Genomic DNA, 16,027 nt, shown 5'->3' with positions numbered 1-16,027 from the left:
TGCCGCCACGCACAGTGGCTAATAGTGATAAAGAGAACAGCCAGAATAGACCGGCTACGGACGCAGAAAGCAGCAACCCGGCATCAACTCAGCCCCGCGAGCGCTAGCGAAATCCCCCGCCCGAGTGCGAACGAAAAACGCACCCTTAAGCGGCCTTAACATACGCCGACGACATCACACTCGTGACCTCGCTTTCCCGGCTAGGTTCAGCCTTCGCCATCGCGTTCAACACCTCAACAATAAACCGGCGACGAAAATCCGCTGCACCAAACCGCTCCGCATTCCTGCGACACGCAGCCGTCGTAAAGGCATGAGAGCAATCCTCAAACCGCTCCACCGCTTCACATAACGACGCCGGCGTCTGTGTCGTGAAATGCAAACCCGTCGCCCCCGGCGATCCAAGCGGCACCACCGACTCCAATGCCCCGCCCTTGCCGTACGCAATCACAGGCGTGCCACAAGCCTGCGCTTCGACTATCGCGATGCCAAAGTCCTCCTCGGCGGCATACACAAACGCCTTCGCCCGCTGCATGTGATCCTTCAAGACCTCAAACGACTGGTAACCCAGGATACTCACATTGGACGTGGCCTTCGAACGCACCAGATCCATCTGCGGACCATCACCAATCACCACGAGCTTGCGATCAGGCATGGAAGCAAAGGCTTCCACAATCATATCAATGCGCTTGTAAGGCACCATTCGCGACGCCGTCAAATAGAAGTCGCCCTTCTTGTCGCCCACCTCGAATGCATGGACATCGACCGGCGGTGCAATGACCGCCGCTTCACGTCGATAACTCTTCATGATCCGCCGCGCCACGAAGTGCGAATTCGCAATCATGCGGTCCACGCCGTTAGCCGAGCGCGCGTCCCAGTTGCGCAAATAATGCAGCAACATGCGCGCAGCCCATGAACGCGGACCGCGCTCAAGACGCGCCTCACGCAAATATTGATGCTGCAAGTCCCACGCGTAACGAATGGGTGAATGCACATAACTCACATGGGTCTGGTCGGGCCCAACCAGCACGCCCTTCGCCACCGCATGCGAACTCGAAAGCACAAGGTCATAGCCCGACAAGTCGAACTGTTCGATAGCAAGCGGCATCAGCGGCAAATACCCCCGATACTTTTTCTTCGCATACGGAAGCCCCTGTATGAACGAAGTCTTCACGGGCTTGTTATGAACGATCGAGCGGTCTTCCAGGAAGTCCACAAGACTGAAGATGTCCGCCTGCGGAAAGCACGCAATCATCTGCTCCAGCACCTTCTCCGCGCCGCCCGACACCACCAGCCAGTCGTGAACAATAGCCACTTTCATGATGAAACCCGTCTGCCGCAGCCTTTGCTGCCGATGAAGCGAGTTTAAAGACAGTCACTGCACGCCTTCGTGCGCATGCCCACACACTTCGACCATCGCATTGCGAATAATGAGCGCTGTGTCCGCTTGCCCACGATCGTTACCTTTATCGGCTCCGGGCTTGCCCATCGCTCATTCGACCATTTGCAGCGCCTGTCATCGATGCCCACAAAAACCGCAGCCAGCTTATCAATTACATCCACCACACTGCTGCGTGACAAAGGCCCGGCATCGGTAGCCAACACACGCGAGTTCGCCCCGCAACGCGCCGACACCGCGGCCTCGTTGTCATCGAGCAGAGAACCACGCGTCCTCTTCGTCGATCAGAGCGGCCAGCTTGGTGGCGCCGAAATCTGTCTCCTGCCGCTCGCCATTCGATGCACCCAGCGCAGCGAAGTCCTGTTGCTCTCGGACGGCCCGTTCCGTGAACGGCTCCAGGCCGAAGGCGTGCGGGTATCGGTAGACACGGATGCACGTATCTCAAGCATCAAGAAGGACCGCATGAGGTTCGCCGCCATCGCCGCGTTGCCCGGCATCGTGCGTCAGGTCCGTTCGATCGCAGCACGCGCAAAATCCTTCGATATCGTGTTCCTCAACACGCAAAAGGCCTTGATTCTAGGGGCATTCGGTCACGTATTGCATCGCAAGCCCACGGTCTGGCATGTGCACGACATCGTCTCGCGTGCTCACTTCGGCCACGTGCATCTGCTGCTGATCAAGTGGGCCGTGAAGATCGGCGTCGATCATGTGATCGCAAATTCGCGTGCTTCCGCCGACGCGCTCATCGAACTCACCGGTTTGCCACGCAGCGCAGTGCCGATCGTCCACAACGGCGTGGACATTGCACGCTTTAGTGGCGATGCCAAGCAAGCGGTCACGCCGATCGACGAGCGCCGTGCATTGCGTGAGCTTCCCACGGACGCCTTTCTCGTCGGCTTGTTCGGTCGCTTCACGGCGTGGAAGGGTCAGCACGTTGCACTCGATGCCATCGCGCGCGTACCCAACGCTCATCTCGTCCTCGTCGGAGACGCCCTCTTCGGCGAGACCGACTATGCAGAGAGTCTAAGAACGCAAGCCAAGACGCTCGGCATAACTGAGCGAGTGCACTTCGCAGGTTTTCAGCACGACGTGGCGTCATGGATGAGCGTAATGGACGTGGTCGTGCACGCCTCCACCCAGCCGGAACCGTTCGGCCTTGTGATCATTGAAGCAATGGCAGCAGGCAAGCCCGTGATTGCATCGAACGGAGGTGCGGTGCCTGAGATACTAAGGAATGGCGAGAACGGGCTGATCGTCGAACCGAACGATGCACCGAAGTTAGCGGAAGCCATTCGTACCTTGCAGCGCGCACCCGAACTGGCAGCGCGTCTCGCCGCCCAAGGTCACGCCGACGCAGGCCAGCACTTTTCCATCAAACGATATCTACATCAGATGACGCGTGTGCTTTTCAATATCGCAGCGCCTACGCCAACAACTGACCGCGATGTGAAGCTGGCAAAAGCGCCAAGTGCCGCGAAGCACCGCTAACTGAAATGCTAAGGCAAACACCAAGACGAGCGCGAAGAAAACATCGAACCGAAAGGTTAAAAATTGAAAAGCCCGACGCTTGGAACGCCGGGCTTTTTAAATTGCTGCTCCCCGAATGCTTCAGCGTTGGCTAAGATCGCCCCGCACGCCGAGCTGAATTTCGTACATGGCGGCAAGCATCGCAAGATAAGCGCGTTCGCTCGCAGCTTCTGTGACCGACATCCCCTTGCAGGTCTGTCCGCCCATGATCACGCCAAGACACAACGCGTAATTGCCTGCGAATGCCGTGGGCGACGGCTCCATGTGCTTAAGACGCGTGTACGACGCGTCGAGCGTCTTGCGAAGATTGGTTTGCATCGCCGTATTCCCGTAATTGTTAAGACCTTTGACACCACGCCCACGCATAAGCGGCTATACAAGCTATTACGCTTTCTAACGCGGACGGAATGTTCGCGGTCACGCAATCTGGAGGGCTTAGAGCGCTTGCTCTAGGGCTGACCTATTTTTGACTAGGCGCCGATTCTGCTCGATCGGATATATCTTACTAAAGACATATTTAATGGAAATGGTCTGTTCAGGGTTTCTGTGGCTGAATTGCATCGAATAAAAAAACGCGGCAGGCCAGGAAGCCTCCGCGCATTTTTAGAACTTACCGCTGGCCTTAGCGCTGCACGTAATCGATCCGGTCCACGCCACCCGGCGTTCCAAGCAAACAGATATTCGCGCCCCGCGCCGCGAACAAACCCACCGACACCACGCCGGGCCACCCATTTATTTGTGCTTCAAGCGCGATCGGATCGGTAATCTTCAGCGTTTTCACGTCGATGATCTCGTTGCCGTTGTCAGTAATAAACGGTGAGCCGTCCTCGGTCACGCGCAGCACCGGCACCCCGCCCAATGCCGTAATGCGCCGGCCGATCGCCGTGCGTGCCATCGGCACGACTTCGATGGGCAACGGAAACGTCCCAAGCACCTCGACACGCTTGCTTGCATCGGCGATACAGACAAACACATCCGCCACCGACGCCACGATCTTTTCCCGCGTGAGCGCCCCGCCACCGCCTTTGATCATCGCGCCATGCGAGTCGATTTCATCGGCGCCGTCCACATACACGGGCAGCGATTCGATCTCGTTCAACTCCAGCACCTTGAATCCATGCGCTTCGAGCCGTGCGGTTGTCGCGAGCGAACTCGATACCGCCCCGCGATAGCGCGACTTCGTGCTGGCAATAGCATCGATAAAACAGTTCGCCGTCGTGCCCGTGCCGACGCCGATCACCGCGCCTTCGGGTACGTTGGCGTGGACGTAGGCGGCCGCTTCGGCGGCGACCAGTTGCTTCAGTTCATCTTGGGTCATGGCTAGGGTGACAGCGTAAAGGGGGAAGCCTCAATTTTAGCTGAGCGCGGCGGCGCAGGGTTTTCGCAGCGGCAGCGGCGCCGCCCGGTCAGACGTGCATGAAAAATCCCAGCGGATTGTGCGTGCGCGCGACCGACGCGATAAACGCGAACACGATGATCGCGAGCACACCGAACACGGCCCGCGCACTCCTGGTCCGGCCGCGTTTCAGCGCGAAGGTACCGAGCACGATATACACGATCAGCCCAACGATCTTGGCCGACAGCCACGCCGAGTTCGGCCCGAAGCCAACTATCCCGACCAGCCCGATAGCACTCAGCAGCAAGAGCGTATCGACGATATGCGGCACGATCTTCACCACGCGCTTTTGCAGCAGCGGCGAATCACGGAGCATCCAGATCCATCGAATAAAGAAGCCGAGGAGGCTGAGCGCCGCGCACGTCATATGCAACGAACGAAGCGGCAGAAAGAGATCGGACATGAGCAGAAAAAGCCTTTAAGGACGGTACTTATCGAGCAACGCGGCCGCTATTGCGTCCGTTTCCGCATCGGGGTTGCCGGCGTAATCGGTGGGACGAAAGTGCATCTGGAAGGCGGCGATCACCTTGCGTGTTTTGTCGTCGAGCACGCCGTCGGTCGCGACGTCGTAGCCGTAACGCTGGAGTTTTTGCTGCAAGGCGGCCACGTCGACGAGCGCCTTGGGATCGCGCCCGCCAAGATGTTGCGCGACCGTTGCGGCGTCCGGCCATGCGCCAACACCATTGTCGTAGAGCGTGCGCCACGGGAATGCGGGGCCCGGATCGGTCTTGCGTTGCGGCGCGATATCGCTATGGCCGACCACGCGCGTCGGCGGAATCTGGTAACGCGTGGCAATGTCCTTCGCGAGCTTCACGAGCGCATCGACTTGAGCCGGCGGATACGGTTGCCACGTGCGTCCTTGCGGTGTATCGATCGGACCCACGTTGACGTTTTCAATTCCTATCGATGCAGCGTTCAGCTCGGTCGTACCCTGCCATTCGCTTTTGCCCGCATGCCACGCCCGTTCCGTTTCGGGCACAAGCTGATAAACCACCGGCTCGCCGTTTTCGATGCGCGGATTATCGGGCACGACGTAGTGGACACTGACGTCGTCGCCGGTGAGAACCGCGAGCGAGCGCGCTTCGTTGCCTTGCGTGTAATGCATGACGAGAAAGCGCACGCGCGAGTCGGCGCTGGGTGCGTGATAACGCGTGTCGGCAATATAAGCGCCGCGATTGATTTCGGTGGTCGAACAGGCTGCGAGCAGTGTGCAGAACAAACCGCAAATAACAGCGGAGCTAAATCGCATGACGCGCGCTTACTTTTTCACCGACCGCTGCCTGACGGCTTCGAACAAGCAAATCCCACTCGCCACCGATACATTCAGACTCTCGACACTGCCTGCCATCGGAATCTTCATGATCTCGTCGCAGGTCTCGCCGGTGAGGCGTCGCATACCCTCGCCTTCCGCGCCGACAACAATCGCCACCGGCCCATCGAGCTTCGTCTCATAGACGCTCGCCGTGGCCTCGCCAGCCGTGCCGATCACCCACACGCCCGCGTCCTTCAACTCGCGCAACGCGCGCGCCAGATTCGTCACCGTGATGTACGGCACGGTTTCAGCAGCGCCGCTCGCGACCTTCGCGGCCGTGGCGTTCAACCCGGCCGAACGATCGCGCGGTGCGATCACCGCGTGCGCGCCGGCAGCATCGGCCACGCGCAAACACGCACCGAGGTTATGCGGATCCGTCACACCATCCAGCACCAGCAGCAAGGGCGTACCGCTGACGCCATCGAGCAGCTCGGCCAGGTTCTGCGCGAGCGGCATGTCGGTCGCGCGCGCGACCACGCCTTGGTGGCCGACGTTGCCCGACAGACCCCACAAACGCGCTTCATCGGCGGCGATCAGGCGAATGCCCGCTTCCTTCGCCGTGCGCAGGAAATCCGTCATGCGCCGGTCCTTGCGGGTCGGATCGTAGAGGATCTCTTCGATCGTCGATGCATCGGCGCGAACCCGCGCGGTCACCGCGTGAAAACCATACAAAACTTTGAGACGTGACATGACTGGACCAGACCGTATTCAAACAAAACAAAATGGAAACGCGGCCCGGTGCATCGAGCATCGGGCCGCGCATTTCAAACTGAGTGCGTCGCCTTCTTCGCTACCGCTCGCCTCAGCGCTTCTTGCGTGGCGGGTGGCTCTTGGCCGCCGGCTTCGTTACCACCCCGCGTTTCTTCGCCGCCGCGACATCCTTCGCGATCGTCGGCGGCAGTGCAGCCGCGGCTGCCTTGCCCGCCGCCTGCGCCGCAGCCTTCTTGCCGCCGCGGTCGCGCCGGCGGCTGTTCACGCTGCTGCCCTCGTCCGACGGGAACGGCCGCACACGCGGCCCCGCGCCCGCGCTGGCGCCATTCAGCGCGGAGTGCTCGGCAGGCGCCGAGGTCCGTCCTGGCGGCTTGACGGGGGTATCGCGGACGAGACGGAAATCGATCTTGCGGGAATCCAGATCGACACGGCTGACCTGCACACGCACCCGGTCTGACATCCGGTAACGAATGCCCGTGCGTTCGCCACGCAGCTCGTTCTTGATTTCGTCGTACTGGAAGTAGTCTGCGCCGAGCTCCGTGATATGCACCAGCCCTTCAATGAACAGCGAATCCAGTTGCACGAAGATGCCGAACGTTGTCACGCCGTTCACCATGCCGCCGTATTCCTCGCCGAGCTTGTCGCGCATGAAATAGCACTTGAGCCAGGCTTCCACGTCGCGCGAGGCTTCGTCGGCACGGCGTTCATTCGACGAACAATGCAGTCCGAGTTCTTCCCAGATCGCGACGTTGTTGCGCTGACGGCTGCGCGACTCGTCGTCGGACTTCTGCATCGCGCGCGCGGCCTTGGTCAGGCCCGTGCTCAGCGTGATGTCATGACCGACTTCGGGCTGATACTTCTTGCCCTGCAGGATGGCGTAGATCGCGCGATGCGTGAGCAGGTCGGGGTATCGGCGGATCGGGCTCGTGAAGTGTGCGTACGCTTCGTAGGCAAGTCCGAAGTGACCGATGTTATCCGGACTGTAGACGGCTTGCTGCATGGAGCGCAGCACCATGCTCTGCAACATCTGCGCATCCGGTCGGTCGCGAACCATTGCCATGAGCGCGGCGTAATCGCTTGCGTGCGGCTTCTCGCCGCCACCCAGCGACAAACCCACGCCACGCAGGAACGCGCGCAGGTTCTCGAGCTTTTCGGGCGTCGGCCCGGCATGCACGCGATACAGCCCCGGATGCTTGTTGCGCTTCAAGAAGTCCGCGGCACACACGTTCGCGGCCAGCATGCTTTCTTCAATCAGCCGATGCGCGTCGTTCCGATGCCGCGGCACGATCTGCTCGATCTTGCCCTGCGCATTGCAGACGATGTACGTCTCGGTCGTATCGAAATCGATCGCGCCGCGCTTCTGACGCGCGGCATGCAGCGACTTATAGACGCCGTACAGATCCTGCAATTGCGGCAGCAAGTCGGCGCGCTTCGCAGCTTCAGGTCCCTTCGTATTGGTCAGGACCGCAGCGACCTCGGTGTAGGTCAGCCGCGCGGCCGAATGCATGACGCCCGGATAGAACTGGTACGCCTTGATCTCGCCGCGCGCGGTGACCACCATGTCGCACACGAGCACACAACGGTCCACGTGCGGATTCAGCGAACACAGCCCGTTCGATAATTTCTCGGGCAACATTGGAATCACCCGGCGCGGAAAATACACCGACGTGCTGCGATCGAGCGCATCAACGTCCAGCGCCTCGTTCGGTCGCACGTAATGCGAGACGTCGGCAATCGCGACCAATAGACGAAAGCCCGTCCCGCGGCCCACCGTCATTGGCTCGCAATACACGGCGTCGTCGAAGTCTCGGGCATCTTCGCCGTCGATGGTGACCAGCGGCACATCGCGCAAATCCACGCGATGCCGGATATCCGCCGGACGCACTTCGTCCGGAAGCTTCGAGGCCTGCTCGAGCGCACGGTCGCTGAACTCGTGCGGCACGCCGTATTTGCGCACCGCGATCTCGATTTCCATACCCGGATCGTCGATGTCACCGATCACTTCCGCCACGCGTCCGAGCGGCTGCGAATGGCGGCTCGGGAAGTCGGTGAGATCCACCGATACCACCTGCCCCACTTTCGCTTTCTTCGGATTCTGCGTGATCAGGATGTCATGGCCGATGCGCTTGTCTTCCGGCACGAGGATCAGCGCGCCGTTCTCGCTGATCAGCCGGCCGATGATGCGTTTATTCGCGCGATCCGTGACTTCGACTATGTGACCTTCGGGCCGCCCGCGACGGTCATAACCGACGATCCGCGCGAGCACGCGGTCGTTGTGCATGACCTTCTGCATTTCGCCGTTGGGCAGGAACAGGTCGTCCTGGCCGTCGTCGCGAATCAGGAAGCCAAAGCCGTCGCGATGGCCCTGGACTCGGCCCGCAACGAAGTTCGAGGGGTGCGTGAGTTGGTAATAGCCGCGTTTGTCGAGACGGACCTGGCCGTCACGTTCCATGGCTCCCAATCGCTTGAAAAATCCTTCGCGCTCCTGGCGCTTGATCGACAGAGCTTCGGCGATGTCGTTCGCAGCAAGCGGTGCTTCGCTCGTGCGCAACACGCCGAGAATTTCTTCGCGGCTCGGAATCGGATACGGATATTTGTTCAAGGGCTTATCGATGATCTCTTCTCGTCTAACTGAATGTCGCGGTTAATGGGGATCACCTCTTGGGGGGATCACCTCTCGGCATCCCATCCCGGCTTTATTCCGGCCCGCGAAAGGCTGGATCGGCGCGTTGCCGGGACGTTGCACTTAACGTTGTTCCGGTTCGTTCACGAATAGTTTGCGAATCATTCTAACACCCGCCAACCGGGCCACATCGGCGCAAAAGCCATATGGGTAATGGCTCGGCGCCATGTTTCAGTTTCGGTCTCAAAATGCTTGACAGCGCGTTACGCCCCGCTATAATTACGTTCTTTGCTGCACACGCACCCTGCCCAGGTGGCGGAATTGGTAGACGCACTAGGTTCAGGTCCTAGCGGTGGCAACACCGTGGAGGTTCGAGTCCTCTCTTGGGCACCAACACGTAGTCCGGAGCAATCCGAAGAAGTCCGAGAAACCCCGTAAAGCCTTGTGCCTGCGGGGTTTTTTGTTTTAGGCGGTCCGAGGTGTTCCAGTAACATCCGGCGTTTTTACGTATACCGGTGCGTATACCAGTTTCGAGGGCAAAGCCATGCCCAGATACGTCGAACCGAAGTCGGAATTGGCGTTTCGCAACGCCAAAGCGGGGCCCAAACCCTACCTCCTCCCGGACGGCCAGGGCCTTTCCCTACTCATACGTCCGAACGGAGCAAAGACTTGGCTACTCAGATATCGCCGTCCCGGTACCGGGAAAGAAAACTTCCTGAGCCTTGGTCCCTATCCCCCCACGCCTTCTTTCACTGCACCGCGTACGTGTCCACCCGAGCCCAAGGAACACCACTCCCGACAGTACGCTTGCCGACAGGAAAGCCTCAGTTGCGTGCCTGACAGAATCCCTATTTCTATCGCGTTGAGTTTGAGCACGCAGTTCGGTCGCGTGTCTGGTGCTGTGTAGCTCGCAAGCGGCTGCCGGGCCTCTACCGCGCGAGTCGAGTCGCATTGGTGACACCGTTGCGTGACGGAATGAACCTGGTGGCTAAAAGTTCATCGCGGCACAGGATCCTGCTGATCCGGGCATCTTGGTGCTGTCGCGCTTTGCGCGCGCCGCCGAGCAACTGAAGGAAGCGCTACTGGTCAATCCTTACGACACGCAAGGAAGTGCTGATGCCATTCAACGAGCATTGACCATGCCACTCGCCGAGCGCGTAAATCGGCATGAAGCGCTCCTTGAACGAGTGCGCAAGCATGATGTCCACAGGTGGGCAGCGACCTTTCTGGAAGTGCTCACGCAGGTCGAGCAAGCTTCAGAGTGGATTTGACCGCGCCATCGGTGGGACCCATGCAGCAACAACCTTCTTTTTCCTCATGCGTGGGCGGAATTTGGTGGCAAGCGCGTGGATCTTTGGCTGACTAGCATGGACGTGACGCGTCCGCCGAGCGACTGGATCGTCTCCTTACGACAATACGGGCATGCACGCGCCCCTGATCTGGAAGAAGTTCTTCGCGACCTTGCCGCAGTTGCGCCGAGTGATCGGCGCACATCCGACCCGCTGATCGGCGAATTGATATCGCTTATGCTCGCTATAAAGGCTTTTTCATAATTTATGCGCTGGACCTACGTTCAACACGCCGGCTTCTCGGCGAGTTGGGGGGCTCAAGCTTTACTTCTGGATATGTGCCCGCGTTCGCGGAACCCATCGGTCAGCCGCCGACCAATCTTATTAGACGGTGACATAAGCAATCCTGAACATACCGAATCAATCCGCCTCGCCCCTAATCGCACCAGAGCAGGTCGGGGCGCAAGCGTGGATGTTTCTGGTGCAAGATACGAACGCGGTATGATCAATGTGCCGCGCTTCCATCGCCGAAGCACAAGATGGTCCGGCCCTTAACTGGCACTATTCATCATATCTGCCTTTATGGCTTACATTAACATGAACATTGCGGCAAAAACGTTTATATCAGGACTGCTGTTGGCTGAAATGGGGCTCGGGGCATATCTACTGTTGCCCCACGATGATGAGTCTAGACCAGACCGAGTGATCTCCGACTCCACTGGCGACTCCCGTGCCGCCGACCTTAGCGGAGCACCCGCAATCGCGATGAGCAAGGTAGATCGGTCAGGACTCGCTCCAGGTTCGACCAGAGTGTCGGAAGCTCTTGACACCGTGCGCGACAGCTTGAGACGTGACGATCCAGTATCAGCGAAAGCATCGCCGACCGCGGTGGCCACTGCAGAGAAAGACAACTCAGCGGCACGTCAAGTGCAGCGAGAGCTGCTTGCCCGGGAAGAACTGGCCAAAGCCCCACCGCAATCGCCGCAACCAGGCAAACCTGCGTTAGAAATCGAGCCCAAACTACAAAGCTCGGCGACCATCGCAGCGGATGCCCCTCGATACGGCAATGCCAATGTGGCTACGGGAGCCGTGGTTCCCACGGCACCCCCCACTCCGACAAAAGAGAATACCGTGGCGGCGTCGGTGCCCTCTGGAACCGAGAACTCGGTGCCCGAACCGAGTCCGTCGACACCAGATGTCCGGGAGGGCGCAGGAACAACACCCCCGACCCGGCAACGCGTGCCCCAGACGCCCGAACGGATGGACGTTCAGCCTTCCGCACGTATTGGTGCAGGCCAAGTTCCTGGTGCAGGCAAAGTTCTGGAACATGCGAATAGGCCTGATGTGTTGCATCGCCCCGCATCGAGCCAAGCCGCCACGGCGATGACGGACAAGTTGATCAAAGAATCCGTCGCAGCGGCAATTACGGACAAGTTAGTCAGAGAATCCTCCGAAATCAATTCGACATCGGACTCGCCGCACCGACAAGGCGCGCGTTAACTGAGTCGCCCTCGCAGCAAACGGCTGGCGCGCGTCCGACCCTCCATTAGCGTCCTAACAATTCTTGCGAATGACAATTGTCACCAGCCCCTGCTCTGCAGGGTATAGACGATGTGAGGTTCGAGGGCGCCGTCTGCATCGACCTGGTCATATCGAACAAGCCATACGCTGCGTCGCGTTGTGTAGCATCGAGCGCGCATGGAAATGAACGATCGGGCGTGTTGGCCAGTCGCCACGCCAAAGCGACGAGCCGACTGGTCAATGCAGACATCTCCCAGACCTGCCGCGCCAAATTCGGCGTCGACCCAGTCATCTTTGTCACTGGTGGAAGGCAACGGCGTGCGATTGATGTCACGCGTGTACTCAAGCAAACATCGACTCGAATTGTTTACCAACATCCTTCCGCTGAAGATGTGGCGAATCCTGCACCTTGTTAACCGAGGCTTGGCGCCCTTCCGTTTGCGCGCCAGCGTTTGACGAACGCGCGCTTCAACGGCTGTCATAATCGCTTGGCTTCTATTCCCTGTTACGGCTGCGCGACAACGCACAATATCTTTCGCCGAGGGAAATGACCGATTGATTCGTTCTACTTCGTTGCTCGATGACTCGCGTTAATTGCCATCAGGTTATTATGTCTCGGATGCTACTGCGGCCGGTCTATAAGCATGGTTCCCCCGTTGCGTATCGGATTGCTGGGGGCTTGTGATTTTTTGGATAGTCATCGGAGTTGGAGAAGCCGGCCTACGTTTTCTTAATGACGCGGTGGTTGACACAATCTCAGCTCTAACGCGATATACACGCAGGAGCCTGCAGGACCCTAGAAGGGGAATGCGCGGGCATATGTTCAGTTCGTAACAGATACCCCCTCGACGTCTCTCGACGATCTTGTTAAACAACAGCGCTTCGTCAAGGACGATTTTCTGTCCGAGGTGGATATCCAGATTTTCAAAGGGAATCGACAACATATGGGCATATTGCAGGGCCTGGAGAGTCGGCGTGTCCAGCGTCAGGTCCATACACGCACGAAAATGACAAATATCCCCAAAGTGGGCCAACAGTTCAACACTTTAGGACACGCCGCATTCACGCATCGAACTGATCGGTTATGCTTCGCCGCAGCATGAAGCGAAGCAATTGAGTGCGCAAGGATGGGGCGGTCGAGAGGGTGTCCGACCAGGTTTCCAAACGATCCGCTGTCTGGCCGTCTGTGCTGCTTGTGCCCGACCGTTCCTGTTCGATTGGATATCCAGCACGTGAGGAGGCAGTCCGATGACCATTTCTGTTGAAACAGGGGAGCGAGCGCAATCGGTTCAAGGGCGGCTCTGGTCTGCGTTGAGGAAGCGCTTTTCGCCGCAAATTGCCGGCCAACGGTTTTTTGGCTTATCGGGCACAGCAGTGCTGAAAAGGGTTGCCAGTGCAACCGCCAGTCGATTGCTTCACGGCGTGAAGCACTTCCTCCCTGATTACGTGTTTTTGCTTCTTTCGCATCGCAGGAGAGTCGGGCGATTCCCGAATCTGAAAAACGCGGCGACGTTTAACGAAATGATCTTGGACCGCTGCCTGCATCCGGATCCGCGGTGGAGCGCGTTAACCGACAAGCTCGGCGTTCGCGAGTATGTGAAGAGCAAGGTCGGGGAGAAGCATCTGATCCCGCTGCTTGCGGCGCCCGATACCTTTACGCAAGAAGTGTTCGACTCGCTTCCCGCTTCATTCGTCATGAAAGCGAACCATGGATGCGGATTCGTCAAGGTGGTCTGGGACAAGTCCGATACGTCGTTCGAGAAACTGAATCAGCTCGCAAATGAATGGCTGGCTATCGATTTCTATCGCGCCTCACGCGAACGACACTATCGGTCTATCGAACGGCGGATCTTCTTTGAAAAGTTGCTCCTTGACCGAAGCGGAAAAATTCCGGCGGATTTCAAAATGAATATCTTCGGACGCGGACAGGGCGCACCGATCATCTATACGGGCGTAGTTTCCGACCGGTTTGGCGATCCGCGGCACGATTTCTATGACGCACAGTGGAATCGGCTGGACGTCGTATTGGGTGAATATCCGTGCAGCGTGGTCGCTGCGCCGCCGTTGCCGAATTGGGACGAGGTAGTTAGAGTTGCCACGCTGCTGGCGGAAGGCCTCGGTTACGTGCGTGTGGACCTTTACGCGCCTGACAATGAGGTCTTCTTCGGCGAGCTGACGTTCACGCCAGGTGCCGGCGTTTCCCGTTTTTTGCCGGACCGCTACGATTACGAGTGGGGGCAGCTTCTAAAAGAAATGACCCCACCGCAAGCGCTGAGCGGCATGCGCGGGCCGTCGAGTCAGGGATGGAGGCAACGACGATGAGCGCGAAATAGGCCTTGCTGAAGCGCGCGCTGCTACCCCCGCGGCGCTCGGAGCCTGCGCATTGCCATCAAGCCTGTTCCGACCGCACGGTTTCTTGTCGCCAAGCATGTCGCCGGCTACGGCACACTCCGCACAGGCCGCTCCACTGTCACGCAGCCTCGTAAAACTCGCACAACTCGCACAACTCGCGGTTATGTAGCGGGCGCCAAGGATCCCCTACCAGGCAATACTGTCATCTGGCGGGGCCCACATCGTCTCATCGACATCCAGCTTGGCTATATTGGCCGGGCGTGAAAATCCTGGGTAATTGCAAGCTTCTGGGAGCAGTTTGCAAGCCTATTGTCACGACTTAACGGAATGGACTAAACCGGCCAACACTTCGAGATTTTCGGACTCGCCGCATTCCGCACATAAATGAGTGCTTATGCTTCAACTCATCACGAAGTGAAGCAGCTTAGGAGGCGCGGACATGCTGACTTGGTTTGCGTAAGTCCTACCTTAAGTTAATTCAAAATCGACGATTGATGAGGTTAATCATGGTAACAGGGGTGTCAGAATCAGAACATCTGTCTCTTGAGGAGGCATCGATGGATGAAGGCTTCTCCAAGGTCATCGACTGGATCGAAAGTTTCCTCTGCGCCCCCAACAGTGATGTCGGAAGGTCCGGTGACGTGTGCCCATTTGCCAAAACAGCGATGTTAAAAAAATCCATCGAGTTTTTCCGAAATCACTCTGAAAGCGTCATGTGTCTATCAAGAGACATAGAGATGCACATGGAGGAATTCCAGCGAAGCGGCGGAATCTATGACATATACCAGTGTCGAATAATTGTGCCGACCAGACTCAACGAAGTCGTAAGCGCAGTAGAATATGTCCAAAAGCGATTAAAGCCTGTATTCGTTGAACGCCACATGATGATCGGTCAATTTTTTCAGGGTTGCGAGGAGCCTGGACTGTGGAATAATATGTTTCGCCCCCTGCAAGCTCCGATTCCATTAATCGCCATTCGAAATATGGTACCGACAGATATTGCCTTTTTGTACGACGAAGAAAGCCATGTGCGCGCGTACTTAGAGAAATTCGGCAAGCGTGGAGCTATCGCTCTTCGGCAATTTGAAACGACAATGGAGGCAAATAAATGAAGTCCTCGAAGATAGATATTTTTGCTGATGATGTCTATAGGAACAGCATATTTATCGAAAAACTAAACCTTAGCTTCTGCCAGTTCTTTGTAAAATCGCCGTCTGGCAGCATCCTCTGCATAGAGACGGGAATGAGAGATGACTTTTCACAACTAAAATATAATTTGCTAACCGTAGGGATCAACGTTGGATCCGTCAGCAGTATCGTTGCTCCTCACTTCGAGGTCGACGAAATGGGCGCCCTTCCGGATTTTATGTTGCAAAATCAGAATCTAATCGCATACGCTCACCCCATCTGTTCGCACGCGCTCGCCGACATATTTTCCGTCAAAACAAGACTGCTTAAAGATGAAGTGCCGATCACAATTAACGAAGAGTTAATTATTCCGATCTTCACAAAACACGTACACCAGTGGGATTCATTAGTGATATATATTCCGCGGTTCAAAGCGCTTTTTTCATCTGACATCTTCATGAGATATGGTACCGTCGACGAAGCGTCAGGAAGTACATTGCAGGGCATTATTTCGTCGATAGAGAAATCCGGATACCTCCCCTCCATCGACCACCTGTATTCAGCGTTAAAAAAGATTCAAAAATATGATGTCGACTGGATATTCCCGATGCACGGCCCTTCGATTCACGATGATGCCGCGGCGACAATTGATGGGCTCATAGGATACTGCACGAAGAATAGGCTTAAAGAAATTGTCGAAAGATAATCCGGGCTTAGCAGGCTGCGGAAATACCTCACCCCGAAGTCACCCAAAAGGTCAGTTCAAACGTTG

15 protein-coding genes, 1 tRNA gene and 1 pseudogene are annotated in these 16,027 nt (G+C 57.6%); 8 read left to right on the top strand and 9 right to left on the bottom strand.

Annotation, left to right across the window (positions count from 1 at the left end):
* Positions 1-145: 145 nt before the first annotated feature.
* Entirely contained in the window at positions 146-1,318 is a 1,173-nt protein-coding gene (locus tag M0D69_RS40865) for a glycosyltransferase family 4 protein (protein ID WP_301787485.1), read from the bottom strand.
* A gap of 126 nt (positions 1,319-1,444) precedes the next feature.
* Here M0D69_RS40865 and M0D69_RS40860 point away from each other — a divergent pair, with 126 nt between their 5' ends.
* On the top strand, positions 1,445-2,884 hold the full coding sequence (locus tag M0D69_RS40860; protein ID WP_301787484.1) for a glycosyltransferase family 4 protein: 1,440 nt from the start codon (positions 1,445-1,447) through the stop codon (positions 2,882-2,884).
* A gap of 120 nt (positions 2,885-3,004) precedes the next feature.
* On the opposite strand, the gene M0D69_RS40855 is transcribed toward M0D69_RS40860, so the two are convergent.
* The 6 genes from M0D69_RS40855 to rnr form a co-directional block, all read right to left on the bottom strand.
* Complete coding sequence (locus M0D69_RS40855) at positions 3,005-3,241, bottom strand: hypothetical protein (protein ID WP_047897706.1); 237 nt, start codon at positions 3,239-3,241, stop codon at positions 3,005-3,007.
* Positions 3,242-3,545: 304 nt separating this feature from the next.
* A complete protein-coding gene (gene rpiA / locus M0D69_RS40850; protein WP_301787483.1) occupies positions 3,546-4,241 on the bottom strand; it encodes a ribose-5-phosphate isomerase RpiA in 696 nt (231 codons plus the stop codon).
* Positions 4,242-4,329: 88 nt separating this feature from the next.
* Entirely contained in the window at positions 4,330-4,722 is a 393-nt protein-coding gene (locus tag M0D69_RS40845; protein ID WP_301787482.1) for a SirB2 family protein, read from the bottom strand.
* Positions 4,723-4,737: 15 nt separating this feature from the next.
* The gene (locus M0D69_RS40840) at positions 4,738-5,568 is read right to left on the bottom strand and encodes an N-acetylmuramoyl-L-alanine amidase (protein ID WP_301787481.1); all 831 of its coding nucleotides are present in this window, start codon (positions 5,566-5,568) and stop codon (positions 4,738-4,740) included.
* A gap of 9 nt (positions 5,569-5,577) precedes the next feature.
* The gene (gene rlmB / locus M0D69_RS40835) at positions 5,578-6,321 is read right to left on the bottom strand and encodes a 23S rRNA (guanosine(2251)-2'-O)-methyltransferase RlmB (RefSeq protein ID WP_047897710.1); all 744 of its coding nucleotides are present in this window, start codon (positions 6,319-6,321) and stop codon (positions 5,578-5,580) included.
* Positions 6,322-6,433: 112 nt separating this feature from the next.
* On the bottom strand, positions 6,434-8,944 hold the full coding sequence (gene rnr, locus M0D69_RS40830; protein ID WP_301787480.1) for a ribonuclease R: 2,511 nt from the start codon (positions 8,942-8,944) through the stop codon (positions 6,434-6,436).
* 327 nt (positions 8,945-9,271) lie between these two features.
* Here rnr and M0D69_RS40825 point away from each other — a divergent pair.
* The 4 genes and pseudogenes from M0D69_RS40825 to M0D69_RS40810 all read left to right on the top strand — a co-directional run bounded on the left by M0D69_RS40825 (position 9,272) and on the right by M0D69_RS40810 (position 11,754).
* Positions 9,272-9,358, top strand: a tRNA-Leu gene (locus M0D69_RS40825).
* Positions 9,359-9,509: 151 nt separating this feature from the next.
* Positions 9,510-9,872: an Arm DNA-binding domain-containing protein gene (locus M0D69_RS40820; protein WP_301787479.1), complete on the top strand. Its 363-nt coding sequence runs from the start codon at positions 9,510-9,512 to the stop codon at positions 9,870-9,872.
* A pseudogene (locus tag M0D69_RS40815) lies at positions 9,869-10,236 on the top strand (trehalose-6-phosphate synthase); the annotation flags it as partial. The gene M0D69_RS40820 and the pseudogene M0D69_RS40815, both read left to right, overlap by 4 nt.
* Before the next feature lie 615 nt (positions 10,237-10,851).
* Positions 10,852-11,754 (top strand): hypothetical protein, encoded by a 903-nt coding sequence (locus M0D69_RS40810; RefSeq protein WP_301787478.1) that lies wholly within the window; start codon positions 10,852-10,854, stop codon positions 11,752-11,754.
* Positions 11,755-11,800: 46 nt separating this feature from the next.
* Here the strand turns inward: M0D69_RS40810 and M0D69_RS43980 are convergent, their stop codons facing one another.
* On the bottom strand, positions 11,801-12,025 hold the full coding sequence (locus tag M0D69_RS43980) for a transposase DNA-binding-containing protein (RefSeq protein WP_367619837.1): 225 nt from the start codon (positions 12,023-12,025) through the stop codon (positions 11,801-11,803).
* A 358-nt stretch (positions 12,026-12,383) separates the two neighbouring features.
* Positions 12,384-12,770 (bottom strand): arylamine N-acetyltransferase, encoded by a 387-nt coding sequence (locus tag M0D69_RS43975; protein WP_367619836.1) that lies wholly within the window; start codon positions 12,768-12,770, stop codon positions 12,384-12,386.
* Positions 12,771-13,296: 526 nt separating this feature from the next.
* On the opposite strand from M0D69_RS43975, the gene M0D69_RS40805 reads away from it, so the two are divergent.
* From M0D69_RS40805 to M0D69_RS40795, 3 genes are all read left to right on the top strand, one after another.
* Positions 13,297-14,097: an ATP-grasp fold amidoligase family protein gene (locus M0D69_RS40805; protein WP_367619835.1), complete on the top strand. Its 801-nt coding sequence runs from the start codon at positions 13,297-13,299 to the stop codon at positions 14,095-14,097.
* A 587-nt stretch (positions 14,098-14,684) separates the two neighbouring features.
* Entirely contained in the window at positions 14,685-15,239 is a 555-nt protein-coding gene (locus M0D69_RS40800; protein ID WP_301787477.1) for a DUF6875 domain-containing protein, read from the top strand.
* Positions 15,236-15,961 carry an MBL fold metallo-hydrolase gene (locus M0D69_RS40795; RefSeq protein WP_301787476.1) on the top strand — a complete coding sequence of 242 codons (726 nt, stop codon included), beginning with the start codon at positions 15,236-15,238 and terminating at the stop codon, positions 15,959-15,961. Before M0D69_RS40800 ends, M0D69_RS40795 begins: the two co-directional genes overlap by 4 nt.
* Positions 15,962-16,027: the final 66 nt, after the last annotated feature.

It is taken from the genome of Caballeronia sp. SEWSISQ10-4 2 (genome assembly GCF_030464885.1).
Classification (GTDB): Bacteria; Pseudomonadota; Gammaproteobacteria; order Burkholderiales; family Burkholderiaceae; genus Caballeronia.
The sequence above is the reverse complement of the archived record's forward strand: the minus strand, read 5'-3'. Positions and strand labels throughout refer to the sequence as shown.